The sequence below is a fragment of the Ureibacillus sp. FSL K6-2830 genome, from assembly GCF_038004145.1.
GTDB lineage: Bacteria > Bacillota > Bacilli > Bacillales_A > Planococcaceae > Ureibacillus > Ureibacillus thermosphaericus.
On the sequence record NZ_JBBOQR010000001.1, the window covers coordinates 1,702,523 to 1,727,604 of the forward strand.

General features: G+C 40.2%; 16 protein-coding genes, 9 tRNA genes, 4 rRNA genes and 3 pseudogenes. 23 read left to right on the forward strand and 9 right to left on the reverse strand.

Annotated features, from left to right (window positions below; all coding sequences use genetic code 11):
• Positions 1-74 precede the first annotated feature (74 nt).
• The 13 genes from rrf (NSU17_RS08360) to rrf (NSU17_RS08420) all read left to right on the forward strand — a co-directional run bounded on the left by rrf (NSU17_RS08360) (position 75) and on the right by rrf (NSU17_RS08420) (position 6,032).
• A 5S ribosomal RNA gene (rrf, locus tag NSU17_RS08360) occupies positions 75-190 on the forward strand.
• Positions 191-198: 8 nt separating this feature from the next.
• Positions 199-274, forward strand: a tRNA-Val gene (locus NSU17_RS08365).
• A 6-nt stretch (positions 275-280) separates the two neighbouring features.
• Positions 281-356: transfer RNA gene (locus tag NSU17_RS08370), tRNA-Thr, on the forward strand.
• A 4-nt stretch (positions 357-360) separates the two neighbouring features.
• Positions 361-435: transfer RNA gene (locus NSU17_RS08375), tRNA-Lys, on the forward strand.
• Between the two features lie 4 nt (positions 436-439).
• A tRNA-Leu gene (locus NSU17_RS08380) sits at positions 440-524 on the forward strand.
• Between the two features lie 17 nt (positions 525-541).
• Positions 542-616: transfer RNA gene (locus tag NSU17_RS08385), tRNA-Gly, on the forward strand.
• A gap of 5 nt (positions 617-621) precedes the next feature.
• Positions 622-710 (forward strand) — tRNA-Leu (locus NSU17_RS08390).
• A 16-nt stretch (positions 711-726) separates the two neighbouring features.
• Positions 727-803: transfer RNA gene (locus NSU17_RS08395), tRNA-Arg, on the forward strand.
• A 6-nt stretch (positions 804-809) separates the two neighbouring features.
• Positions 810-886, forward strand: a tRNA-Pro gene (locus NSU17_RS08400).
• A gap of 11 nt (positions 887-897) precedes the next feature.
• Positions 898-973, forward strand: a tRNA-Ala gene (locus tag NSU17_RS08405).
• Between the two features lie 111 nt (positions 974-1,084).
• Positions 1,085-2,637: ribosomal RNA gene (locus NSU17_RS08410) — 16S ribosomal RNA — on the forward strand.
• 303 nt (positions 2,638-2,940) lie between these two features.
• Positions 2,941-5,867: ribosomal RNA gene (locus tag NSU17_RS08415) — 23S ribosomal RNA — on the forward strand.
• 49 nt (positions 5,868-5,916) lie between these two features.
• Positions 5,917-6,032 (forward strand): 5S ribosomal RNA (rrf, locus tag NSU17_RS08420).
• The 16S, 23S and 5S rRNA genes sit together here with 9 tRNA genes alongside, the layout of an rRNA operon.
• Before the next feature lie 446 nt (positions 6,033-6,478).
• On the opposite strand, the gene NSU17_RS08425 is transcribed toward rrf (NSU17_RS08420), so the two are convergent.
• From NSU17_RS08425 to NSU17_RS15940, 3 genes and pseudogenes are all read right to left on the reverse strand, one after another.
• Positions 6,479-6,859, reverse strand: a complete 381-nt coding sequence (locus NSU17_RS08425; protein WP_340436687.1) for a hypothetical protein — start codon at positions 6,857-6,859, stop codon at positions 6,479-6,481.
• Positions 6,860-7,056: 197 nt separating this feature from the next.
• A pseudogene (locus NSU17_RS15935) lies at positions 7,057-7,234 on the reverse strand (IS1595 family transposase); the annotation flags it as partial.
• Between the two features lie 69 nt (positions 7,235-7,303).
• Positions 7,304-7,432, reverse strand: a pseudogene (locus tag NSU17_RS15940) (IS1595 family transposase); the annotation flags it as partial.
• Positions 7,433-7,510: 78 nt separating this feature from the next.
• Between NSU17_RS15940 and NSU17_RS08435 the strand changes: the two are divergent.
• A pseudogene (locus tag NSU17_RS08435) lies at positions 7,511-7,735 on the forward strand (transposase domain-containing protein); the annotation flags it as partial.
• A 127-nt stretch (positions 7,736-7,862) separates the two neighbouring features.
• Here NSU17_RS08435 and NSU17_RS08440 read toward each other — a convergent pair.
• The gene (locus NSU17_RS08440) at positions 7,863-8,528 is read right to left on the reverse strand and encodes a LytR/AlgR family response regulator transcription factor (protein WP_340432342.1); all 666 of its coding nucleotides are present in this window, start codon (positions 8,526-8,528) and stop codon (positions 7,863-7,865) included.
• A 219-nt stretch (positions 8,529-8,747) separates the two neighbouring features.
• Here NSU17_RS08440 and aceA point away from each other — a divergent pair, with 219 nt between their 5' ends.
• From aceA to NSU17_RS08460, 4 genes are all read left to right on the forward strand, one after another.
• A complete protein-coding gene (aceA, locus tag NSU17_RS08445) occupies positions 8,748-10,040 on the forward strand; it encodes an isocitrate lyase (RefSeq protein ID WP_340704769.1) in 1,293 nt (430 codons plus the stop codon).
• A gap of 461 nt (positions 10,041-10,501) precedes the next feature.
• Positions 10,502-11,674: a pyridoxal-phosphate-dependent aminotransferase family protein gene (locus tag NSU17_RS08450; protein WP_340704770.1), complete on the forward strand. Its 1,173-nt coding sequence runs from the start codon at positions 10,502-10,504 to the stop codon at positions 11,672-11,674.
• A 371-nt stretch (positions 11,675-12,045) separates the two neighbouring features.
• Positions 12,046-12,762: a glycosyltransferase gene (locus NSU17_RS08455; protein WP_340704771.1), complete on the forward strand. Its 717-nt coding sequence runs from the start codon at positions 12,046-12,048 to the stop codon at positions 12,760-12,762.
• A gap of 154 nt (positions 12,763-12,916) precedes the next feature.
• Positions 12,917-14,182, forward strand: a complete 1,266-nt coding sequence (locus NSU17_RS08460; protein ID WP_340704772.1) for a transglutaminase domain-containing protein — start codon at positions 12,917-12,919, stop codon at positions 14,180-14,182.
• A gap of 84 nt (positions 14,183-14,266) precedes the next feature.
• Here NSU17_RS08460 and NSU17_RS08465 read toward each other — a convergent pair whose 3' ends face one another.
• The 3 genes from NSU17_RS08465 to NSU17_RS08475 form a co-directional block, all read right to left on the reverse strand.
• Complete coding sequence (locus tag NSU17_RS08465; protein WP_340704773.1) at positions 14,267-15,202, reverse strand: N-acetylglucosamine kinase; 936 nt, start codon at positions 15,200-15,202, stop codon at positions 14,267-14,269.
• Entirely contained in the window at positions 15,199-16,722 is a 1,524-nt protein-coding gene (argH, locus tag NSU17_RS08470) for an argininosuccinate lyase (RefSeq protein ID WP_026019009.1), read from the reverse strand. The genes NSU17_RS08465 and argH overlap by 4 nt, the downstream gene beginning before the upstream one ends.
• A 67-nt stretch (positions 16,723-16,789) precedes the next feature.
• Entirely contained in the window at positions 16,790-17,710 is a 921-nt protein-coding gene (locus NSU17_RS08475; protein ID WP_340704774.1) for an EamA family transporter, read from the reverse strand.
• A 240-nt stretch (positions 17,711-17,950) separates the two neighbouring features.
• Here NSU17_RS08475 and NSU17_RS08480 point away from each other — a divergent pair, with 240 nt between their 5' ends.
• Positions 17,951-18,649, forward strand: coding sequence for a CBS domain-containing protein (locus NSU17_RS08480; RefSeq protein ID WP_340704775.1), 699 nt, complete (start codon positions 17,951-17,953; stop codon positions 18,647-18,649).
• A gap of 45 nt (positions 18,650-18,694) precedes the next feature.
• Here NSU17_RS08480 and NSU17_RS08485 read toward each other — a convergent pair whose 3' ends face one another.
• Entirely contained in the window at positions 18,695-19,423 is a 729-nt protein-coding gene (locus NSU17_RS08485) for a DUF421 domain-containing protein (RefSeq protein ID WP_016837581.1), read from the reverse strand.
• 106 nt (positions 19,424-19,529) lie between these two features.
• On the reverse strand, positions 19,530-20,213 hold the full coding sequence (locus tag NSU17_RS08490) for a histidine kinase (protein ID WP_026019010.1): 684 nt from the start codon (positions 20,211-20,213) through the stop codon (positions 19,530-19,532).
• A gap of 229 nt (positions 20,214-20,442) precedes the next feature.
• On the opposite strand from NSU17_RS08490, the gene NSU17_RS08495 reads away from it, so the two are divergent.
• Genes NSU17_RS08495 through NSU17_RS08510 form a run of 4 tightly spaced genes read left to right on the forward strand, consistent with a single transcriptional unit; the run spans position 20,443 to position 25,079 of the window.
• The gene (locus NSU17_RS08495) at positions 20,443-22,851 is read left to right on the forward strand and encodes a Na+/H+ antiporter subunit A (protein WP_340704776.1); all 2,409 of its coding nucleotides are present in this window, start codon (positions 20,443-20,445) and stop codon (positions 22,849-22,851) included.
• The gene (locus NSU17_RS08500) at positions 22,841-23,263 is read left to right on the forward strand and encodes a Na(+)/H(+) antiporter subunit B (protein ID WP_016837585.1); all 423 of its coding nucleotides are present in this window, start codon (positions 22,841-22,843) and stop codon (positions 23,261-23,263) included. The genes NSU17_RS08495 and NSU17_RS08500 overlap by 11 nt, the downstream gene beginning before the upstream one ends.
• Before the next feature lie 3 nt (positions 23,264-23,266).
• Positions 23,267-23,605, forward strand: coding sequence for a Na(+)/H(+) antiporter subunit C (locus tag NSU17_RS08505; RefSeq protein WP_016837586.1), 339 nt, complete (start codon positions 23,267-23,269; stop codon positions 23,603-23,605).
• Positions 23,598-25,079 carry a Na+/H+ antiporter subunit D gene (locus NSU17_RS08510; RefSeq protein ID WP_340704777.1) on the forward strand — a complete coding sequence of 494 codons (1,482 nt, stop codon included), beginning with the start codon at positions 23,598-23,600 and terminating at the stop codon, positions 25,077-25,079. Before NSU17_RS08505 ends, NSU17_RS08510 begins: the two co-directional genes overlap by 8 nt.
• Positions 25,080-25,082: the final 3 nt, after the last annotated feature.

The following is a 25,082-nucleotide window of genomic DNA, read 5'->3' on the forward strand; positions in this document are numbered from 1 at the left end:
CAAAAATTATTTTAAAAAAACACTTGCAATTCTTTGATTAAGTGATATAATAGTTCTTGTCTCAAAACAAATAGTCTAGTGACGATGGCAAAGAGGATACACCCGTTCCCATACCGAACACGGAAGTTAAGCTCTTTAGCGCCGATGGTAGTAAGGGGCTTCCCCTTGTGAGAGTAGGACGTTGCTAGGCTAATATATGGAGGATTAGCTCAGCTGGGAGAGCACCTGCCTTACAAGCAGGGGGTCGGCGGTTCGATCCCGTCATCCTCCACCATATCATGCCGGTGTAGCTCAATTGGCAGAGCAACTGACTTGTAATCAGTAGGTTGAGGGTTCGATTCCTTTCGCCGGCACCATCATGAGCCATTAGCTCAGTGGTAGAGCATCTGACTTTTAATCAGAGGGTCGAAGGTTCAAGTCCTTCATGGCTCACCATTTTGCGGGTGTGGCGGAATTGGCAGACGCACTAGACTTAGGATCTAGCGCCTCACGGCGTGGGGGTTCGACTCCCTCCACCCGCACCATTTAAAATATAATTATTGCGGAAGTAGTTCAGTGGTAGAACACCACCTTGCCAAGGTGGGGGTCGCGGGTTCGAACCCCGTCTTCCGCTCCAATAATGCCGGGGTGGCGGAATTGGCAGACGCACAGGACTTAAAATCCTGCGGTAGGTGACTACCGTACCGGTTCGACTCCGGTCCTCGGCACCATGTAAAATAGAAGTTAGCGCCAGTAGCTCAATTGGATAGAGCGTCTGACTACGGATCAGAAGGTTGTGGGTTCGACTCCTGCCTGGCGCGCCATAAAATCGGGAAGTAGCTCAGCTTGGTAGAGCACTTGGTTTGGGACCAAGGGGTCGCAGGTTCGAATCCTGTCTTCCCGACCATACATTATATTGGGGCATTAGCTCAGCTGGGAGAGCGCCTGCCTTGCACGCAGGAGGTCAGCGGTTCGATCCCGCTATGCTCCACCATGAACCTTGAAAACTGAACAACAAAACGTTAATGTAATAAATTATCTAGTTGTTAACCCTCGTTGACAAACTAGATTCGGACATTCAATTTTTGAGCAAATCAAATTTTCTTTTATGGAGAGTTTGATCCTGGCTCAGGACGAACGCTGGCGGCGTGCCTAATACATGCAAGTCGAGCGAACCAATTGAAAGCCTAGCTTTCATGAGGTTAGCGGCGGACGGGTGAGTAACACGTGGGTAACCTGCCCTATAGACTGGGATAACTCGCGGAAACGCGTGCTAATACCGGATAACACATCAAAGTGCATGCTTTGATGTTGAAAGATGGTTCTGCTATCACTATAGGATGGGCCCGCGGCGCATTAGCTTGTTGGTGGGGTAACGGCCTACCAAGGCGACGATGCGTAGCCGACCTGAGAGGGTGATCGGCCACACTGGGACTGAGACACGGCCCAGACTCCTACGGGAGGCAGCAGTAGGGAATCTTCCACAATGGGCGAAAGCCTGATGGAGCAACGCCGCGTGAGCGAAGAAGGTCTTCGGATCGTAAAGCTCTGTTGTAAGGGAAGAACAAGTGCAGTAGTAACTGGCTGCACCTTGACGGTACCTTACTAGAAAGCCACGGCTAACTACGTGCCAGCAGCCGCGGTAATACGTAGGTGGCAAGCGTTGTCCGGAATTATTGGGCGTAAAGCGCGCGCAGGCGGTTTCTTAAGTCTGATGTGAAAGCCCCCGGCTTAACCGGGGAGGGTCATTGGAAACTGGGAGACTTGAGTGCAGGAGAGGGAAGCGGAATTCCATGTGTAGCGGTGAAATGCGTAGAGATATGGAGGAACACCAGTGGCGAAGGCGGCTTCCTGGCCTGTAACTGACGCTGAGGCGCGAAAGCGTGGGGAGCAAACAGGATTAGATACCCTGGTAGTCCACGCCGTAAACGATGAGTGCTAAGTGTTAGGGGGTTTCCACCCCTTAGTGCTGCAGCTAACGCATTAAGCACTCCGCCTGGGGAGTACGGTCGCAAGACTGAAACTCAAAGGAATTGACGGGGGCCCGCACAAGCGGTGGAGCATGTGGTTTAATTCGAAGCAACGCGAAGAACCTTACCAGGTCTTGACATCCCGCTGACCGCTATGGAGACATAGCCTTCCCTTCGGGGACAGCGGTGACAGGTGGTGCATGGTTGTCGTCAGCTCGTGTCGTGAGATGTTGGGTTAAGTCCCGCAACGAGCGCAACCCTTGTCCTTAGTTGCCATCATTCAGTTGGGCACTCTAAGGAGACTGCCGTACAAATACGGAGGAAGGTGGGGATGACGTCAAATCATCATGCCCCTTATGACCTGGGCTACACACGTGCTACAATGGACGGTACAAACGGTCGCGAAGTCGCGAGACGGAGCCAATCCGAAAAAACCGTTCTCAGTTCGGATTGCAGGCTGCAACTCGCCTGCATGAAGCCGGAATCGCTAGTAATCGCGGATCAGCATGCCGCGGTGAATACGTTCCCGGGCCTTGTACACACCGCCCGTCACACCACGAGAGTCTGTAACACCCGAAGTCGGTGAGGTAACCCTTTCGGGAGCCAGCCGCCGAAGGTGGGACAGATGATTGGGGTGAAGTCGTAACAAGGTAGCCGTATCGGAAGGTGCGGCTGGATCACCTCCTTTCTAAGGATATTTACGGAAGCATTAGCGTTTTGTGTTCAGTTTTGAAGGTTTATGACCTTCAAAGTTATAGTGTTGTTCTTTGAAAACTGGATAAACGACATTGAAAGCAAGCAATTTACTGTAAAGCGCAAACAACTAGGCTAACACGACGTAAATGCGACGTGGATTAAAGCCGTAAGGGTTGCGAGACGCAAGCAAGACAAGGGAATGAGCGAGTGAGAACCGGAGTGTACTATATGCGTACATGAGGATTCGAACGAGCGAAATTGACGAAGTATTGCGCAGCGTATCGAAAACCGTAAAGGTTAAGTTGTTAAGGGCGCACGGTGGATGCCTTGGCACTAGGAGCCGATGAAGGACGGGACTAACACCGATATGCTTCGGGGAGCTGTAAGTAAGCTTTGATCCGGAGATTTCCGAATGGGGGAACCCACTGTTCGTAATGGAACAGTATCTTAACGTGAATCCATAGCGTTAAGAAGGCACACCCAGGGAACTGAAACATCTAAGTACCTGGAGGAGAAGAAAGAAAAATCGATTCCCTGAGTAGCGGCGAGCGAAACGGGAACAGCCCAAACCAAGAGGCTTGCCTCTTGGGGTTGTAGGACACTCTATACGGAGTTACAAAAGGATGGATTAGATGAACCGTTCTGGAAAGGACGGCCAGAGAAGGTAAAAGCCCTGTAGTCGAAAATCCATCCTCTCCTGAGTGGATCCTGAGTACGGCGGAACACGTGAAATTCCGTCGGAATCCGGGAGGACCATCTCCCAAGGCTAAATACTCCCTAGTGACCGATAGTGAACCAGTACCGTGAGGGAAAGGTGAAAAGCACCCCGGGAGGGGAGTGAAAGAGAACCTGAAACCGTGTGCCTACAAGTAGTCAGAGCCCGTTAACGGGTGATGGCGTGCCTTTTGTAGAATGAACCGGCGAGTTACGATTACGTGCAAGGTTAAGCAGAAAATGCGGAGCCGCAGCGAAAGCGAGTCTGAATAGGGCGTTTTGAGTACGTGGTCGTAGACCCGAAACCAGGTGATCTACCCATGTCCAGGGTGAAGGTGAGGTAACACTCACTGGAGGCCCGAACCCACGCACGTTGAAAAGTGCGGGGATGAGGTGTGGGTAGCGGAGAAATTCCAATCGAACTTGGAGATAGCTGGTTCTCTCCGAAATAGCTTTAGGGCTAGCCTCGTGTGAAGAATACTGGAGGTAGAGCACTGTTTGGACTAGGGGCCCACCTCGGGTTACCGAATTCAGACAAACTCCGAATGCCAGCTATTTATACACGGGAGTCAGACTACGAGTGATAAGATCCGTGGTCAAAAGGGAAACAGCCCAGACCACCAGCTAAGGTCCCAAAGTAATCGTTAAGTGGAAAAGGATGTGGCGTTGCTTAGACAACCAGGATGTTGGCTTAGAAGCAGCCATCATTTAAAGAGTGCGTAATAGCTCACTGGTCGAGTGACGCTGCGCCGAAAATGTATCGGGGCTAAACGATTCACCGAAGCTGTGGATTCGTGCGTTGCACGAGTGGTAGGAGAGCGTTCTAAGTGCGTCGAAGTCAGACCGGAAGGACTGGTGGAGCGCTTAGAAGTGAGAATGCCGGTATGAGTAGCGAAAGATGGGTGAGAATCCCATCCACCGAATGACTAAGGTTTCCTGAGGAAGGCTCGTCCGCTCAGGGTTAGTCGGGACCTAAGTCGAGGCCGAAAGGCGTAGACGATGGACAACAGGTTGATATTCCTGTACCACCTCCCCGCCGTTTGAGTGATGGGGGGACGCAGGAGGATAGGGAATGCACGCCGTTGGTCGAGCGTGTCCAAGCAGCAAGGCGTGGAAGTAGGCAAATCCGCTTCCTAATACGCCGAGCTGTGATGGGGAGCGCGTTATGCGCGAAGTTCCTGATTTCACACTGCCAAGAAAAGCCTCTAGCGAGGCGGGAGGTGCCCGTACCGCAAACCGACACAGGTAGTCGAGGAGAGAATCCTAAGGTGAGCGAGAGAACTCTCGTTAAGGAACTCGGCAAAATGACCCCGTAACTTCGGGAGAAGGGGTGCTCATTGGGGTGCAAGCCCTGATGAGCCGCAGTGAATAGGCCCAGGCGACTGTTTAGCAAAAACACAGGTCTCTGCAAAACCGTAAGGTGAAGTATAGGGGCTGACGCCTGCCCGGTGCTGGAAGGTTAAGAGGAGGAGTTAGCGCAAGCGAAGCTCCGAATTGAAGCCCCAGTAAACGGCGGCCGTAACTATAACGGTCCTAAGGTAGCGAAATTCCTTGTCGGGTAAGTTCCGACCCGCACGAAAGGCGTAACGATCTGGGCACTGTCTCAACGAGAGACTCGGTGAAATTATAGTACCTGTGAAGATGCAGGTTACCCGCGACAGGACGGAAAGACCCCGTGGAGCTTTACTGTAACCTGATATTGAATTTCGGTGCAACTTGTACAGGATAGGTAGGAGCCGTAGAAGGGGGAGCGCCAGCTTCCCTGGAGGCGCCCTTGGGATACTACCCTGGTTGTACTGAAATTCTAACCCGCAAGCCTGATCGGCTTGGGAGACAGTGTCAGGTGGACAGTTTGACTGGGGCGGTCGCCTCCTAAAAGGTAACGGAGGCGCCCAAAGGTTCCCTCAGAATGGTTGGAAATCATTCGCAGAGTGTAAAGGCATAAGGGAGCTTGACTGCGAGACCTACAAGTCGAGCAGGGTCGAAAGACGGGCTTAGTGATCCGGTGGTTCCGCATGGAAGGGCCATCGCTCAACGGATAAAAGCTACCCCGGGGATAACAGGCTTATCTCCCCCAAGAGTCCACATCGACGGGGAGGTTTGGCACCTCGATGTCGGCTCATCGCATCCTGGGGCTGTAGTCGGTCCCAAGGGTTGGGCTGTTCGCCCATTAAAGCGGTACGCGAGCTGGGTTCAGAACGTCGTGAGACAGTTCGGTCCCTATCCGTCGTGGGCGTAGGAAATTTGAGAGGAGCTGTCCTTAGTACGAGAGGACCGGGATGGACACACCGCTGGTGTACCAGTTGTCTTGCCAAAGGCACCGCTGGGTAGCTATGTGTGGACGGGATAAGTGCTGAAAGCATCTAAGCATGAAGCCCCCCTCAAGATGAGATTTCCCATTGCATAAGCAAGTAAGATCCCTCAAAGACGATGAGGTAGATAGGTCCGAGGTGGAAGCACGGTGACGTGTGGAGCTGACGGATACTAATCGATCGAGGACTTAACCAATCATTTTCAATGTCGTTATCCAGTTTTGAGAGAACAACCTCTCATATAGTGAAGTGACGATGGCGAAGAGGTCACACCCGTTCCCATACCGAACACGGAAGTTAAGCTCTTCAGCGCCGATGGTAGTAAGGGGCTTCCCCTTGTGAGAGTAGGACGTCGCTTCGCAAAAAGGCACCACAACAGTGGTGCTTTTTTTATTGCAAAAATTGAAGCCCCTTACTACCAAGGACTGAAAGTCCGATCGGCGCGATAGAGAAGTGGCATTTAAAACGTAAGCAAAACAATTATTTGGAGGAGACGAGAAGCACGGGGACCAAGAAGTTCAAGGAAGCGAGGCGGCCCGGAGCGGAGCGTACTATGTACGTGAGCACCGGACCGCCGAAGCAGACGCAGAAATTCGCCGGTCAACGTTCTTCGGAGTTAGCGCCGATGGTAGATAAGGGGTCCCCTTGTGAGAGTAGGACGTCGCTTCGCAAAAAAGGGCTCTATAATATTTGGTGTTGGTGGATACAACCAGCACCATTTTTTACACAAAGGCTCTGTTAAACTTTATTGTTGAATTTATGATTATATAAAATAGGCTTGTCTCATTTTAGAGAACAAGCCTATTTTTACTCTTTTAGAGTGGGTGGAATGTTAACTAACACATAGTCACCAGTCCACATTTGTGTCGATATAATCAAATTTTCCCCTTGCTTTTCAAAGAAGAGTCCATTTCCATCTTTTTGTTTGAAAACCCAACCATATTGACTAACCATTTCCTTGATAATTTCATCAGCTATGGATATATTTCGTTCGCTTATTATATACCATTGCTGACCGTTTTCGTTTAATAATTTAACGATTTTTTCATCAGAATTATTTAATTTTTCTATGACCTCTTTTTTGCTCATATTTTCTATCGGAAGTGAAGGATAGTAGAGTTTGTTGTAGAATACAAAAGCCCCAACAAATACAATCATCAATCCGATTGCTAATAACAGCTTTTTCATAAAATACCTCCTATTTACAATCTTTCAAGACAATCCAATCATATTATATAGAATATTCGACAATTATTCCCAATTACCTTCATGCTTCTCTCACACAGCAAATTTCTTTAAGCGAAGTGATGTGTTAGTTTCCGTCATTCTATGAATACAACTTTGAACAAGAAACTCCTTAATAAATACATCATCTGTTTTAAATTGGATGCTATCGAGATACGTAAACCAAGCAAGGTAATTTTGGAGATATTTTGTTGCTACTCCATTAAATTTACGCACCCATCCCTTTAAACGACTATCAAAATTATTCACATTTTGGATATGAAAAATGCCTTTTGCGTGTTCTTTCTTTGGTGCAGTAAATGTGTAATGTTCCATAATACCTTTTGTTTTTGCAAATGGTTTGTAAGCTCTCCAAAAATCTGTGCATAGCGTATTAGTAGAGGATTATTTATCTCCTGCCGCTTTATCTAATTGTGTTGTTTCAATACGAGCGCGACCTAAAACCGAAGACACAGTTGCTTTTGTTCTATCTCTTGCAACTAATACACAGACTTGTTGCTTACTAATGCCACGTTCGTATAAATCGAATATCAACAATGAGTTTTAACATAGCCTACACAAAAAGTAAGCCCGAATTCAAACGACGCATATCAACGAAAAAACTGGCTGTTTTCCGTGAGTGAATCGGGAGCCGATGCAAATGCCATCTGTTTAAGCTTGGCTGAAACGGCAAAAGCTAATGGAATTGATTTTTATCAATACTTAGTGAAAGTATTGTCGGAACTCCCAAGTTTACCAATCCATCAACAGCCAGAAATATTAGATCGCTATTTGCCATGGTCGAAAACAATTTGTGAATCATGTGCAATGGCAAAATAGCCCTCAATCCGAAAAAACTTGGGATTGAAGGGCTATTCGTCGTGTGTACCAGAAGGGTGCGCATTTTTTTATTTATCTCACATATTTCGGGATTACTTTGGAACATAATTAACAAACATTTAAATCATTAAAATTCAAGTAATCTTCTTAAGTCATTAATATACGATTGACTAACAGGTAATTCGGTGCCATTTTTTAATTGAATGATAAAGTTTGTCGTAATATCCTTCGTGATATTTTTAATAAAATAAATGTTTAATATATATGAACGATGTACTCGAACAAAAAACTCCGGTAACTTTGTTTGAAGCTCTTTTAACGTATAATTTGTTTTAAAATGTTCATCATTTGCATAAAACCAAGTTCGTTTTTGCAAGCTTTCGATATGAGAAATTTCCTCTACAGGTACGGGTGTCCACAAATCTTCCTGCTTACCAGTTAAAAATTTATAGGCTTCCTTTTTTTCTGGAGTATAGGAAGATGGGAAAATAATAATGAGTGCGGCATTTTTTTGACTTAAGTAAATAGGGTAGCCTATTACGAAATAGGGTTTTCCAAATATTGTTGAATCCAATACAATTCCAGTTTTCATTCGAGTTTGTAATACATGAGATGCAACGCTTTCTGGGTGGATTTTGTCCTCGATAGTAAGATGTAAATGTTCGATACTTGGTGAATAATAAATATAAGAATCTTCGGAAGCTACAGCAATGGATGCATTTTTAGGAATCCAATCTTCTAATATAATTTTTAATTGTTCTAATCCCTCATTTGAAATATCCACACATAACATCTCTACACTACTTCCCCCTTATTAAAAATTCAGAATCATGCTAAATTATCTTTGGAAATAATTGTTTTATCCCGAATTTTTAGTATTTCGTCACAAAATAATACATTTTTTTATTATCTGTTATATATTAGGTTTAACATTAATATACCTGTTATGAAACAGAATGTAAATTACTTTTCTAACAGAGTGTATTGAAATAAAGGGGAAGGTGTGAATGAAATGTTGACGCAACAGGAAAGAAATGAAAGAGTTGAGGCATTAAAAAAAGATTGGGCTGAAAATCCACGTTGGAAAGGAATTGAACGACCATATACTGCTGAAGAAGTAGTGAAATTACAGGGGTCTGTAGTCGTAGAGCATACATTGGCAAAACGTGGTGCTGCTCGACTTTGGAAATCTTTACATGAAGAAGATTTTATTAATGCGTTAGGTGCATTAACAGGTAATCAGGCAGTACAACAAGTAAAAGCAGGTTTAAAAGCTATTTATCTATCAGGATGGCAAGTAGCGGCTGATGCTAACTTAGCAGGACATATGTATCCAGACCAATCATTATATCCAGCTAACTCAGTTCCAGCTGTCGTAAAACGTATTAATCAAGCCTTACAACGTGCTGATCAAATAGAACATGCTGAAGGTCGCGATGATGGTTTTGATTGGTTTGCACCAATCGTAGCAGATGCTGAAGCAGGATTCGGTGGACCACTTAACGTGTTTGAATTAGTAAAAGCCATGATCGAAGCGGGTGCTGCTGGAGTTCACTTAGAAGACCAACTTGCTTCTGAGAAAAAATGCGGTCACTTAGGTGGTAAAGTATTACTTCCAACACAAAATGCGATTCGTAACTTAATTGCTGCTCGTTTAGCTGCGGATGTTATGGGTGTAGACACAATCTTAATTGCTAGAACTGACGCTGATGCAGCAGATATGGTAACGAGCGATATTGACCCACGAGATAAAGAATTTATTACAGGTGAACGTACTCCAGAAGGTTTCTTTAAAACAAGAGCAGGAATTAAACAAGCAATTGCTCGCGGTTTAGCTTATGCGCCATATGCTGATTTAATTTGGTGCGAAACATCAAAACCTTCATTAGAAGAAGCTAGAGAATTTGCGGAAGCAATTCATGAAAAATTCCCTGGCAAAATGTTAGCATACAACTGTTCACCATCTTTCAACTGGAAAGCAAATCTCACAGAAAAAGAGATTGCGGAATTCCAACGTGAAATTGCAAAAATGGGTTATAAATTCCAATTCGTAACATTAGCAGGATTCCACTCACTTAACAAATCAATGTTTGAATTGGCTGTTGATTACAAAGACAACGGTATGGCAGCTTATTCTAAACTACAACAAGCTGAGTTCGATCTAGAGAAAAAGGGTTATACAGCTACAAGACACCAACGTGAAGTTGGTACAGGTTACTTCGATGAAGTATCAATGGTTATTTCTGGAGGTACTTCTTCTACAACTGCAATGGCAGGTTCAACAGAAGCTGAACAATTCGTATAATAGAATTTCTTTCTTAGTCTAAGACGGGGGATATTTTTATAGAACAGGCAACAGTACAAACAGTAAAGGTTATTGGCGAAATGACGAATGAAGTTGAAAGTTTTTAGTCTGAGCCTTATAAACTTTGAACAAAGTTGTTGAAGAATTGTACACTTTCGGTCGTTTTGATGCAGCTTACTTGTTAAATTTTTAACATAATGAACGAGTTATTTGAACCTATTAAATCGCTTACTTACAAAGGGGATCGTTAAATTAATATAGGTTGCCTCCTATATTGATCGTTTTATTGCTGAAGGGGTTTATGTTAAGGGATTAAATATTAAGTTAAATTGGGGATGGATATGCCTTACTTGTCTCGAGAACAGAGCGAGTAAGGTCTTTTTTAATATTGATAAACGATAAGAAAAAGTTATTGTTCAAAAAATTCGTTTGTTTAATAAGTTTTTAAAGGGGGAAAGAAAATGAGAAATAGAGATCTACTATTGATTCCTGGACCAACTCCGGTAGTGGATGAAATTTACGATGCTTTAGCGTTAGAAACAAGGGGGCATACAGACCCACGCTTTGTAGAAGTTTATAAAAATGCGTTACAGCAAACAAAAGAGCTGTTTCAAACGGATGGAGAAGTATTTGTCATTGCTGGCACAGGAACGTTAGCAATGGAAATGGCTATAGTCAACACGGTTGGAAAAGGGGAAAATCTACTTGTTTTAAGTCACGGATATTTTGGCGACCGTTTTATTCCATTAGCGCAGGCATACGATATACATGTAGATGTTTTACAATCAGAATGGGGAAAACAAATTGATCCATCAATAGTGGAAGAAACGTTGAAACGTAAACAATATAAAGCCGTGACGATTACACATGCAGATACATCTACAGGTGTTGTTTCAGATTTAGAGACATTGGTGCCAATTATCAAAAAAACAGGTGCCCTAGTCATTGTTGATGGTGTTGTGGCAAGTGCTGCAATCGATGAAAATATGAGTAAAACTTATGGCCATCCAGACTATAAACTGGATGTTGTCCTTACTGGTTCACAAAAAGCTATTGGTATGCCACCAGGGCTTGCTATTGTTGCGTTTAATAAAACCGCTCTAGCGGCTCGGGAGCATTTAGGACAAGTTCAAGCTTACTATTGTGACATAAAAAATTGGTTACCAATAATGAGAGACCCTTCAAAATATTTTGCGACTCCTCCTGTTAACTTGATTTATGCCTATAATGAGTCGTTAAAAATCGTTTTAAATGAGGGGATGAAAAAGAGAGAAAAACGCCATATTGCCTATGGACGAGGGGTTCGAGCGGCGATGCGTTCCTACGGCATGAGACCGTTAGCAAATGAAGAAGTTGCTGCTCCGACATTGAGTTGCATTTTATATCCTGAGGGAGTAGATGATGTCGCGTTTCGTAGTGGTTTAGCTTCTCGTGGAGTTATCGTTGCTGGTGCATTAGCTCATTTAGCAGGGAAGGCATTCCGCATCGGTCATATGGGGAATACAACTCCTGAAATGTTAGAAAAGGCAATCCAAGCAATCGGTGAAGTGCTTCAAGAGCTCGGTTATACGGCCAATATTGAAAAAGCAATTAAAGCGTTCAAAGAAGAAATAGAACAAGCAGTACGAAATTAGTTTTCATATACTGATGCAATACAATGCAAAAGGATTCATAGAAAAAGGGGGCGTCTGAAAAGTCATTTTGAGACGCCCCCTTTGCTGCAGTCGCCAGTGCTTAGCCGCAGATAAATTGCTGCAGTCGCCAGTGCTTAGCCGCAGATAAATTGCGACGAGGAGGCGCGTTTGATGTGACCACCGCAGGAGCACAGTTTTTAAGAGAATATTACTAGTAAGAAGTAAGGCTGTTCAGAAAGTGTTCGACTTTCTGGACAGCCCCCATATTTATCATTTTAAGAAATGTTACAGCACATTTTACTATCATTCTCTTAGATATAAAATAAAAGTAGTATAATAGGTTCTAATAAACTTTTTAAGGAGAATAAGCTGTGGAACGACCAATTGTTATTATACCAGCACTAAACCCATTACCAACACTTATTAACTATACAAAGGCTTTATTAGAATTAAATATTTACAAAGTGATCATTGTGAATGATGGCAGTGATCCAAAATATCAATATATTTTTCAAGAACTATCGATGATTGAGCATTGTATTGTATTAAAGCATGAGGATAATAAAGGGAAAGGGAGAGCATTAAAAACCGGATTTGGTTACGTGTTAAAATATTTCCCTAATACAAATTTCGTATTAACGGTAGGTGCTCATGGCCAACATACATTAGATGATGTAAAGCTCATATTACAAAATTTAAGAGTATTTTCTAATGGCATTATATTAGGGGTTCGTAACTTTCGTTCAAAAGACTTGCCTTTATTCAACGCGATTGGTCACCGAGCAGCCTCACTATTATTTAAATTATTATTCCATCGACGAATATTAGATACTCAAACAGGATTGCGTTCCATACCAACAAAAGAATTATCATGGTTATTGAATGTACCTGGGGATTCTTATGATTATGATATTAATATGCTGGTGGAAGCAATCAATCGAAAAACCCCGATTTACGAAATTCCAATTGGACGAGTAAAAATAAGAAAGAATTCGATTATTCACTATGATGAGATCACTAATTCTCAAAAAATCATACAGCAAATTATTGCAAACTTCACAAAGTATCATAAAAAAAATCAGGAATGAAACTTTTTTGTTCGAAAAATCGTACATTTTTATAGTACTACCAAAGGGGCTACCAACTTTTTCATTTTTGGTGGTACTTCTTTTTTTATAAATGGCAATACTTGTAGGAAAGAGAAGGAACTTAGAAATTTATTGTGTTAGGTGGTGAAGGTAATTGTTAAAGCGATTGATAATTCTTGTTATTCTCCTTGTCATGATTAAACCAGCATATGATTTGTCCAAACAAATTTGGGATGAAATAGTTAACTGGCTTGATATCAATTCTGCTATAACAACCATGGAGAACATAAATATTTCAGAGATAGGAAAAACGGCGAAGGAAACAATTTACGAAACAGCTTCAACCATATCCGCTTTACAAGATACCGTTCACTTACCGGAAAAAGTGCAATCTGTTGAAGAGTTAGCAGATGCATTTTTTTATCATTTTAGTCATTGGGAAACAAACTTTGAAATACATTATGTTGGAAGCACAAGCGATATTGAACATATCATTCAACAAGCAGTAGAAGAAGCTTCTAATCGAGATCATTATATTTTAGGGCATTTGAGTGATCGAAAAATTGAATATGAATATGGAAAATATAAAGCGAAAATTAAAGTGCAGCAACAATATTTAACAAATGCTGTGCAGGAGCAATATGTGGATGAACGAATTGCAGCCATTTTAGCAAGCGTCGATGTAAACTCCATGACGGACTTTGAAAAGGTCAAATTTGTTAATGATTATATAGTAAAAAATACAGTTTATAGTACGGACACATCGTTAAGTCCTCATAGTGCATGTGCAGTGTTAAAAGAAAATAAAGGGGTTTGCCAAGGATACGCGCTTCTTGCATTAAAAATGCTAAGAGATTTAGGGATTGAAACGTTATATGTAGTTGGAGAAGTGCATACAGGTCCTCATGCATGGAACTTAGTGAAAGTAGATGGGGAATGGTATCATCTCGATACTACATGGAATGATCCAGTACCTGATCGTGGTAATGCGGTGAGATATCAATATTTTCTCCTTGATGATGCGACAATGAAACTTGATCATCGTTGGAATGAAGCGGATTATCCTAAGGCGATAAGTAAAAAATACACTGTGATGTCGAAAATTGACCATGCTTATGAAAAGGATGGTTATATTTACTACAGCAATATTGCGGATGATCATCGTTTATATCGATTAAATTTATCGACCGGGGAAAATAAACGATTAACAAAGAGTAGAGCACAATATATCGTGGGGTTAGGTGAATGGATTTTTTTCAGCAACTATTCAAAGGGTGCATACCTTGCAAGAATACGCACTGATGGTTCAGATGAATCCATTATCTATCGGGAAAAGGTTAGTGACTTATTGGTTGAAGATGGTTATTTAATATTCGCAACGGACGAAGGGTTGAAAAAAATGGAGATACGAAATTTTTGATGATTTACCGAAACAAAAAAGGGGCTTCCAGTTAGCCCCAGTCATAACGTACCGACCGACTTGATCGAAATTGAAAAACCACTATTATTTTAATGAACTAAGTGCCCTGTTGGCAATATAGTCTATCGGATTTTGAGTGCATAAATGGAAAGAAATATATGGATATATTTTTTTCACATAATCTTTAAAGACATTTAAGATGATCGGATTATGTTTCAATATGCCACCGTTTAAGTAAACGATAAAATCTTCACCAATCGGTTCAATTTTCCGTAATACCGCGTTTGTCATGATCGATAATTCTTTCGCCGCGTTGCAAGCGATTTGAATGGCTTGCTCGTCTCCAAGGGAAATAGCTTTCGTTAGGATTTTCGAAATGTTAGCGACTTGAGCATTTGTATAATCTGGTTGATAGATCCAATCATTAAGTTGTTCAATATTGTCTATTTGTAACATGTCGTAAACTAGGTCAGTGAGGACGGTAGGTTTCTCAAGACGGCCATCTTCAGAGCGAAAAATCGTATTTAAAATCTCTTTTCCAATCCAATAACCGCTTCCTTCATCTCCAACCCGATGTCCCCATCCACCAGAGCGTTCAATCCTTCCTTGACCATCTGTAGCACAAGCAGCAGAACCAGTACCTGAAATGAGGAGGGCACCTGCTTTTCCGCCAGTTAATCCTATTAATGTGGACTGTACATCATTTTCAACAATTGTACGACGAATAGAGAAGGGTGAGTTTCCACAACTTCGATGGATAATTTGTTGAACTATTGCAAGCCCGTTTTGTGTATCAACACCTGCAATGGCAAAGGTAGCAACTGCAATGTCCAGTATGCCTGTAGCTTTATAAGCCTCATTTAATAGATTAGTTAATACTTTTTCTACCTTTTCTGTGCCAATGGCTTGGTAATTTGTACTTGTTGATGTTTTTTCGAAATATACCTTTCCACTAGCATCTCTCAATGACAAAGTGGTTTTTGTCGCTCCACCATCAATGGCTAAAATATACTGATTCATGTTTCCTGTTTGCTCCATTCATCTAAATATTGTTGTAAACGTTTTTCACTTTGTAAAATTGCATCCTTTTTAATCTGAATCCATCTATTCAGTAAAGGGGTTTCCCTTTTTGCTTTTAAGAGCGATTTTCTCATTGTCATGGGAGCAGGGCCACCTGGTAATTTTCGAATATTGACGAAATGTGTAGGTTTTAAAGATTGATAGAATTCTTCTTTAGAAATGTTTAATGGCTTATCAGTCAGTTCAATGCATTTTTCGTTGACTAGCTCCCATGTTAAATCTTCAATGGAATCTTTATTATTTTTTAGCAAAGCACGAACACAGTTTGAAACGATTGCATGTGATTGTCGGAAGGAAATGTTTTCAGTAATGACGAGGGTATCAGCTAGTTGGGTAACGTTGGCAAAACTTCTTTCAGCTCGCTCTAATAATTTTTCTTTGTTGACATCCATTGTCACTACTAAACTGCCAAATAGTTTATAGATTCCACGCAGCTTCTCCATTGCACGCCAAATGTAAGGCTGCATATCATCTTCCGTATCAACAATATCCCCGAATGGAGTGTTATGAATCATTTGTAAGACTGTGGAAGCATCCCCTACAACCGATGAGAGTAGTGAACGGGTGTGTTCTATTGAAACGGGATTTCGCTTTTGTGGCATAATGGAGCTGACTTGAACATATGGACTGGCAAGACTGATTGCATTAAATTCTTGTGTTGCCCATTGTAAGAAGTCTTGTGCGGTACGTCCAAGATTTAATGCGGCAAGTTGCACAACACTAGCTGTTTCAGCAATATAATCAGCTCCGGCCACAGCATCCCATGCATTTTCCACTAAATCATCAAAAGCGAGCAGTTCTTGCATTCGTTGGCGATTAATGTTGAAACCTGTTGTCGTTAATGCGGCGGCTCCCATGCTGCTTCGATTTACCGTTGCATAAGCATGTTGCATGCGTTTAAAATCTCTTGTAAGTTGGTCAATAACAGCCTTTAAGTAGTGAGCGAAAGTTGTTGGTTGGGCTTGTTGTGTATGAGTATAGCCGATCATGATGGTATCTACGTGTTCTAATGCAAAGGCGATGAGTGAAGTTCGCAAAGTTACTAATTCTTCCATAAGGGCAAGAAGTTTTTCTCGTATTGTCATACGATAAATGGCAATCCCCATATCGTTTCGACTTCTTCCAATATGCAAATTTCCCGCTACATCTCCAGCAATCTCCATCAGTTTATTTTCAATTCGGAAAAACAAATCTTCAAATTGAGGTTTGTAATCTTGCTTTTCATAATATTCCAAGTCGAGTTGACTAATGGCAAAACCGATTTTTTTTACATCATCTTTTGATACAAGTTGTTGTTCTTCCAGCATTTTTAAATGGGCAATATGTATTTGCACCATTGATTTTAGGAAATGTTTTTTTGCTTCTTCATAGGCAGGTTGAAGCACGATTTTTCGATAACTATTTGAAGGAAATTGAGTGCCTTCGTATTCATGGATGCGGCTTTTATACTCATGGAACATCACAATAATCGCCCCCAGTATTATTGCTAAAAAGGTAATTTGAAGAGAGGTATTGGCTTCTAAATAATTAACTGGCTTCTGACTTCTCTTCAATATATTTCATTGACTGCCTTTGAGAGATGACGGTTGGCAGCGCGATTCCCGTTAAAATAAGAATAATGCCGATAATTTGTAACTGAGTAATAGGTTCATGCAATACAATGACAGAAGCGATGACAGCAACTGGTAATTCCATGGCGCTTAAGATGGAAGCAAGACCTCCGCCGACTTTTGGCACAGCAGTTGCAAGTAGGAAAATCGGCAAAATCGTTCCAAAGAAACCTAGTATTAAGCCAAATTTCCAAAGCCCCTCTCTTATTAATATACCGTTCCATACTATTTCTGGTGACAAGAAGATGCTAATCAAGATAAGGGCGAAAAAGGATGTAAATAGTGTTCTTTCGGTTGTTGTAATACCTTGTATTGTTTTTGAATTGATTTGTAAGAAAATCGCAAAGCTAATAGCTGAACAAAAACCAAAAAACCAACCTAGCCAGTGAATGTTTGATAAATCGGCATCAAACACTCCAGCGGCAAGCAGCGTTCCGATAAAAAGAATGACTAGGGAAATGATTTCCGGGCGGTTCGGCCATCTTTTTCGCAAAATACAGTCTATCAACATGCCAATCCATGTGAATTGGAAGAGCAATACAACGGCGAGAGATGCCGGTAAGTAATTTAAAGACTTACCGTAAACAATGCCGGTTGTACCTGTAAAAATTCCAGCAAATATTAAGGTAATGAATTCCTCTTTTTTAAGCTTAGGAACTTTTCTTTTAGTAAAGACAAATAATAACAACGCTAAACAAAATCCAATCAGATATTGGCTTGTGACAGCTTCATCGGGTGTAAATCCATAACCCATCGCTACTTTAATAATGGTTGAAAGTATTCCGTAACTACTAGCTCCAATAATGATAAGTAAAGGGTAAATAAAATTCATTTTCATGATGTCTTAACCTACTTAACAATTTTTTGTCGTCTAGAATTCCTTCATAATCGATACAAATTTCATTTATGAAGCATTCTTTAATGATTGTTGAAAGCTTGCTTTATCATAATTAAAAGTATAGCAAATTTTGATATTTTCGGAAAATAAGGTTGCTAGTATAATAACAGATTTCTAATTGATTAAAATTTTAGAATATAATAGAAACTAGTAATCTATTAGGGAAGTGGTGTATCAAAATTGAAAAATTCCGATCGTTTCCTGTTAGCGTTTAATCGAATTACATTCACTTTGCGAAAAATCGTAAAGGCAAGAGAGCACTTGACCTTTTATCGCCTAATTGAATTGGCAAAAAAGAAAAGTCCGTTAGTAAAAAAATATGAAGATGATTTACGTACTTTTGCAGATTTGCGAAATGTAATTGTGCATCATCGAGTATCTGAGGAGTTTGTCATTGCTGAGCCTCATATACAAGTTGTTGAACGCATCGAGTACATAGATCAACTATTAGATCGACCAAGTTTAGTAGGACAAGTTTTTCGAAAAAAAGTAGTTACTTTTCAGACGACAGATTCATTAAAAGATGCACTCGACATCGTTCAACAACGGAAATATACTCAATTCCCGATATATGAAGGGAAGGAATTCCAAGGTCTCGTTACAACAGTAGGTATTACCAACTGGTTAGCGGATGTAGCAAATCATAAAATCTTAGTTTACGAAATGCCAACTATGAAAGATATATTGCATTACGAAAAAAAGCGGGTAAACTATAAGTTTATTAGTCGGTATTTGACTGTGTATCATGCTAAAGAGTTTTTTAAAGAAGGGGTTGAGAGGGGGAAACGTTATGATGCTTTGCTCATTACGGAACATGGTAAACCACATCAGAAGTTAATAGGTATCATTACCCCCCTTGATTTGATGAAAGTGCCATAATTATACATATCTCCAATCTAGACAATATGAATAAAAGGTTTGTCCTTAATTGGCTTTTTTGGACAAACCTTTCTTATCATTATAAAGTGAAACATATAAAGAACCGTTTTCTAAAACTTGTGCGAAAAAAACATCTTTTATATTTTTGATGTTCTTCTTTTTTAGCTTATTTAGCAGCCATTCTTCAGTTAAGTTTAATTCTGAGAGATTTTTCTTCACAATCTTCCCATCGGAAATGACTTCGGTTGGGAAGTAAGGGGGAATTGAACAATCCGCTTTGACGTCTTGTTTCGTAGCGGGACTTCTAGCAGGTTTTTTTAATACACTCAATTCACCATTGGTTTCAAACACTGCATAATGGACCTCATCAAATGAAAAAACGCCTTCTTCACGTAATAACATTGCTAATTCATCGGTGTGAAGTCTTGCTCTTTTTAAACCATTTTGATTGATGACGCCATTTTGAATTAAAATTGTAGGACGATCATCAACAAGAACACGAATTTTAGTTGATTTCATTGCAATAAAACTCATAATGAGAGTAAGAGCAGTCCAGCATAATAGGGCAACGATACCGTCAAAAAAAGGAGTGTCAATTTGCGTTGTAATTTCACCAGCAATTGATCCGATAGTAATACCAGTGATGTAATGGAAGAAAGTTAGTTGACTTAATTGTTTTTTTCCAATAATTCTTGCTAACACTAAGATGACATTAAAGGCAACAATACTTCGGATAACAATTTGCCAAAAATTAACTTCCCAAAAATTTTCCATTGTGAATCCACTCCTTTCACCTCTCAATTTAGAATGAGCGGAATAAGTAAGATTATGCAAAAAAAATAACAGAAGCGCTATTACGCTTCTGTTTTAATGGAGAAATTTACACTAAGTAATGTTTATATTCATCTGGAATTTTTTCAGGATTTAATACGAAGTCTTCTTCAATTTTTAACTCATGCATTTTATTGTTGTAAGAAAAACGGAAAATCCCATTATCAAAGTCTGTGCCAATTTCTTTAAAGAAGATTCCTTCTATAAAGCGGGATTTTGGGCAAGTAAATACAATTTTATATTGTTCACCCTCCGACACGATGAAAGCGCGGACACCTTTTTCATACATGTCAATGCCCTCATCTTCAGTAGGTCGGCTTACTGCAACGATATGGAAGTCTGCAAAAGGAATTTCTTTTAATAATACATTGAGGAAGGAACCTTTAGTGATCTCTTCCCATCGACTTTGAGCGCTTTGACCAACAATAATTTGGGAAATATTATATTCTCTAGCTACTTCAGCTATTACTTTTTGAATCGGTCTTTTTTCGTTGTCCCGAATGATAAATTCTTCAACCCCTAGTTCATTTGCTAACTCGGTCCAACGTTCAATATAACCGGATTTTTCAGCATCAAAATTGTCTAGAGGTTTTGAATCAACCGTTAATATATATAATGGACAATTAAGCAAACTAGCAAGCTTATGACCTCTACGAATGAGTCGCTCACCGTTTAATCCATAATAAACGCAAACTAAAATACTTTCATCCGCTTGCTTTTTGACACCATTCATCATTTTATATTAGCACCTCTTAAATTAATATCATAACAAACTTCTATATTTTTCAGTCAAAATCAATGAAATACAAATTGCTTTATTATATACTTAAAATTGTAGCTAGGATTAAATTTTTCTAAGTTATTAGCATTTTAATTCAATAGTATATATTGTTATTGACACATTATTATGCTACGTAGATTTGTTTTCGTCAAGTAAATATAGTAATGGGAGGAGAGAACTTGTGACAGTTGATGTTGCCATCATCCTTACTCCGTTTATTTTTGCTGCATTGACTCCTGTATTATACAGGTTTATTAACAAAAAATATATAGGCTGGCTCGTATTGAGTGTCTCCTTTATATTATTTCTTTTTTTAACTACATACATCCCTCGTATATCTGACGGTGAAGTTGTTGCTTTCACTCATGAGTGGATCCCCTCGTTAGGTATTCATTTCACAACTTATTTAGATGGACTCAGCTTAATTTTTAGTTTACTCATTACCGGAGTAGGAAGTTTAGTTATTTTGTACTCGATTTTTTATTTATCCAGAAGCGAACAGCTATACCATTTTTATTGTTACCTGTTACTGTTTATGGGGGCAATGTTAGGGGTTGTTCTTTCTGATAATTTAATGGTTTTATATGGATTTTGGGAGCTAACAAGTGTTTCATCGTTTTTACTAATTGCATATTGGCATCACCGAAAAGCTTCACGAGCTGGGGCAAGAAAATCAATGATCATTACGGTTGCCGGCGGTATTTCTATGCTAGCAGGTTTTTTGATGCTCTATGAGATGTCAAAAACATTAAGCATCCGTGAGATTATTGGAAATGTGGAAGCGATACAAGAACACGCATTGTTTGTACCAGCACTTGTATTGATTTTATTAGGTGCATTTACAAAGTCTGCACAATTTCCATTTTATATTTGGTTGCCGGATGCGATGGAAGCTCCGACACCAGTAAGTGCGTATTTGCATTCTGCGACAATGGTAAAAGCAGGAATTTATTTAGTGGCAAGACTCACACCTGTTTTTGGTGGAGAGCCGTTATGGTTCTGGTTAGTAACAGGCGTTGGGTTGTTTACGTTGTTTTGGGGTTCTTTCAATGCTGTAAAGCAGGTGGACTTAAAAGCGTTGCTCGCCTTTTCGACAGTCAGTCAGCTTGGGCTCATCATGAGTTTATTAGGTATGGGTTCTGTGGCAATCTACTTAGGTTATTCTTCGGAAACGATTATTTATACACAAGCGGCATTTGCAGCCATCTTCCATTTAATAAACCATTCCACTTTTAAAGGTGCACTGTTTATGATGGTCGGAATTATCGACCACGAATTAGGGACGCGCGACATTCGTAGGCTCGGTGGACTTATGTCGTTTATGCCGTTAACCTTCACAATCGCACTTATCGGTAGTTTTTCAATGGCAGGGCTTCCTCCATTTAACGGATTTTTAAGCAAGGAAATGTTCTTTGCTGCAACCCTTCATATACAAGATTTAAATATTTTTTCTTTAGATAGTATAGGTTTTCTAATTCCAATTGTTGCATGGATTGCGAGCGTCTTTACTTTTGTTTACTGTCTAATTATTGTGGGTAAAACATTCTTTGGTAAAGTTCAGCTGCATCTATTAGCAAAACATCCTCATGAAGCACCGATTGGAATGTTAATATCTCCTTATACGCTCATCGTTTTTGTGGTTGGAATTTTCTTTTTCCCAAATCTACTAGGCCATTATATTTTAAGACCTGCGATGGCAAGTATTTATCCTACTTTTCCAACAACACAAGAATTAACTCCGCATATACATGCTTGGCATGGAATATTTAGTCCTGAACTATGGATGACGATTTTTGTAATCGTTGTCGGAATTTTACTTTACAGATTATTGAAACGTTGGAAGCCAATTTATCGAGCACTTCCTCAAAATTTATCATTAAATTCACTATTTAATAATGGCATTTCATTTAGTGAATCTTTTTCGAATCGCGTTACCGGTCGATACATGACAGGTAATTTGACAGATTATTTTGTCTACATTTTTCTAGCGTTTTTAATGATTGTCGGTGGATATTTCCTCCAAGCTGGTATATTTTCTTGGAGCCCTGTCGATAGGGAGTCATTAGAAGTATTTGAAATCATTTTAGTGTTGATTATGATTGCTTCGTCCGTTTGTATATTGTTTGCGAAATCTCGTATAACAACCGTATTTCTTAGTAGTGTATTAGGATATTCAGTTGCCTTTTTCTTTATTGTTTTCCGAGCTCCTGATTTAGCCTTAACACAGCTTGTCGTTGAATCCGTTTCAACGGTACTCTTTTTAATTTGTTTTAGACATTTGCCAGAAATAAGAAAAGAGATTCAACCGAAATGGATAAAAATGAGAAATATTTTCATATCGTTAGCTGTAGGGGCAACGGTAACTTTAGTAGGTTTTGCTGCTCTCAATTATGAAAAATTTATCACTATTTCTTATTTCTTTAACGATTCGTATGAGTTAGCTGGTGGGAAAAATATTGTAAACACAATTTTAGGAGACTTCCGTGCATTCGATACGATGCTCGAAGTGGTTGTATTATTTATCGCAGGTTTAGGCGTATACACCCTCATCAAGCTAAAAGCAAAAGGAGGGGGAACGAATGAGAATTAATGATGTGATATTGCGGACGGTTGTAAAAGTAGTAATTTTCATCATCCTCACTCTTGGTGTATATCTTTTTTTCTCGGGTCATAATGCACCGGGAGGAGGGTTTATAGGGGGGCTTGTTCTCGCTTCCGGGATCATTTTACTCTACGTAACGTATGATATCGACACTATCCAAAAAAAAATGCCCTTTGATTTTAAGAAAGTAGCTGCTCTTGGTGTGTTGATTGCAACGGGAACAGGTCTTGGAGCAATTTATTTAGACGTGCCTTTTTTATCTCAAACAGACGGGCATTTTCAATTTCCGTTTATAGGTGATAAACACTTAACAACCGTAACGTTGTTTGAGGCGGGGGTTGCATTAACCGTAATTGGTACGCTAGTTACGATGATTTTAAGTATAAGTGAGGATGAGTAGTGAATGGAGCAAGTAATGATTATACTTATTGGAATTCTCGTTTCTGTGGCAACCTATTTAATCCTCTCTCGAAATATGATTCGTATCATTATCGGCACTGCGGTGCTATCCCATGCAGTTAATTTGCTCATTATGACGTCAGGGGGATTAAAAACAGGCAACGTGCCCCTGCTTGGACATGGAGATGGTCCATTTACTGATGCATTGCCTCAAGCGTTGATTTTAACTGCCATTGTTATTAGCTTTGCTACGACTGCATTTTTACTTGTTTTAGCTTATCGAACATATAAAACGAATGGCTCAGATGATTTTAACGAATTGAGAGGAATGTCAGATGAATAACATCATAGTATTGCCACTGATTATTCCAATATTTACTGCAGTTATTTTGGTATTTTTGAGAAATTATATAGTAGTACAAAGAATGATTACGATTACCACGATGATTGCAGTTAGTATCATATCATTCTTTTTGTTAGAGCTTGTACAAAGAGAAGGAATTATAAAATTGGACTTTAGTGGCTGGAAACCACCTTTTGGAATTTTGTTTGTCGCCGATACTTTTTCAGTGTTAATGGTATTAACCTCAAGCATTGTCACGGTGTTCTGTTTACTTTACGCTTTTTCAACGATAGGCGAACGGCATGAAAATATGTTCATCTATTCGTTTGTTTTATTGTTAGTTGGCGGAGTAAATGGATCCTTCTTAACAGGGGATATCTTTAATCTATTCGTTTGTTTTGAAGTCATGTTAATGGCGTCGTACGTGCTGGTGGCATTGGGAGGGGAAAAGGTACAACTTCGAGAGTCATTAAAATATGTATTAATAAACGTTATTGGATCTTCTATTTTCCTAATTGCTCTCGCTTATTTATACAGTACAGTGAAAACGCTGAATATGGCGCATATAGCCGAGCGAGTTGCTGAAGCCGGCCAAGATCCAATGCTAACAACTGTGGCGCTTGTATTGTTTATTGTTTTCAGTTTAAAGGCTGGTTTAGTGCTATTTTTCTGGTTGCCAGGTTCTTATGTTGTGCCGCCTACTGCTGTACAAGCATTATTTGCAGCGCTGCTAACAAAAGTTGGCGTGTATGCATTGATTCGAACTTTTACATTAATGTTTCCGCATCAACCAGAAGTGACTCATACAATTATCGGAATTTTTGCAGGAGCAACGATTATTTTAGGATGTATGGGTGCGCTTGCTTCACGAAATGTATTAACAATTGCAGCCTACAATATTGTAATTGCTGTAGGTTTCATTTTAATTGGTTTAGCAGTTGGCACGGAATCAGCAATTGCAGGTTCTGTGTATTACTTAATACATGACATGGTAGCAAAAGCGTTATTGTTTTTATTGGTAGGGATGATGGTTTACTTAACGGGTGAAAAGTTAATAGATCATATGAGTGGACTCATTCGAAATTATCCATTATTTGGCTGGATTTATTTTTTAACGATGTTAGCTTTAGTAGGAATCCCACCGCTCAGCGGGTTTGTAGGGAAAGTGTTGATTGGTAAAGGGTCGATTGAAGCTGGATCCTATGTATTATTATTTCTTGGATTTGCATCAAGTCTTGTCGTGTTATTTTCATTATTAAAAATCTTCTTAAGTTCGTTCTTTGGAGAAACGATTATAACAAATGAAGATAAAAAACCGCTTCCGATTGCTTCAATGGCTTCCTTTGTTGCTTTAGCCCTTTGCATGATTGCAATTGGTCTAGGTGCAGAACAGCTATTAGTTTATGTACAAGATGCGACAAATACCCTTGTCAATCCATCTATCTATATTGATGCTATTTTAAGTGAAAGTTAGGGG

Excerpts from the sequence above, each read along its gene's own strand:
- NSU17_RS08505 (WP_016837586.1), top strand. The coding sequence starts at position 23,267 with ATGGAGCAAGTAATGATTATACTTATTGGAATTCTCGTTTCTGTGGCA.
- NSU17_RS08475 (WP_340704774.1), bottom strand. The coding sequence starts at position 17,710 with ATGAAAATGAATTTTATTTACCCTTTACTTATCATTATTGGAGCTAGT.
- argH (WP_026019009.1), bottom strand. The coding sequence starts at position 16,722 with ATGTTCCATGAGTATAAAAGCCGCATCCATGAATACGAAGGCACTCAA.
- aceA (WP_340704769.1), top strand. The coding sequence starts at position 8,748 with ATGTTGACGCAACAGGAAAGAAATGAAAGAGTTGAGGCATTAAAAAAA.
- NSU17_RS08510 (WP_340704777.1), top strand. The coding sequence starts at position 23,598 with ATGAATAACATCATAGTATTGCCACTGATTATTCCAATATTTACTGCA.
- NSU17_RS08500 (WP_016837585.1), top strand. The coding sequence starts at position 22,841 with ATGAGAATTAATGATGTGATATTGCGGACGGTTGTAAAAGTAGTAATT.
- NSU17_RS08465 (WP_340704773.1), bottom strand. The coding sequence starts at position 15,202 with ATGAATCAGTATATTTTAGCCATTGATGGTGGAGCGACAAAAACCACT.
- NSU17_RS08450 (WP_340704770.1), top strand. The coding sequence starts at position 10,502 with ATGAGAAATAGAGATCTACTATTGATTCCTGGACCAACTCCGGTAGTG.
- NSU17_RS08425 (WP_340436687.1), bottom strand. The coding sequence starts at position 6,859 with ATGAAAAAGCTGTTATTAGCAATCGGATTGATGATTGTATTTGTTGGG.
- NSU17_RS08440 (WP_340432342.1), bottom strand. The coding sequence starts at position 8,528 with ATGTTATGTGTGGATATTTCAAATGAGGGATTAGAACAATTAAAAATT.
- NSU17_RS08490 (WP_026019010.1), bottom strand. The coding sequence starts at position 20,213 with ATGAATGGTGTCAAAAAGCAAGCGGATGAAAGTATTTTAGTTTGCGTT.
- NSU17_RS08485 (WP_016837581.1), bottom strand. The coding sequence starts at position 19,423 with ATGGAAAATTTTTGGGAAGTTAATTTTTGGCAAATTGTTATCCGAAGT.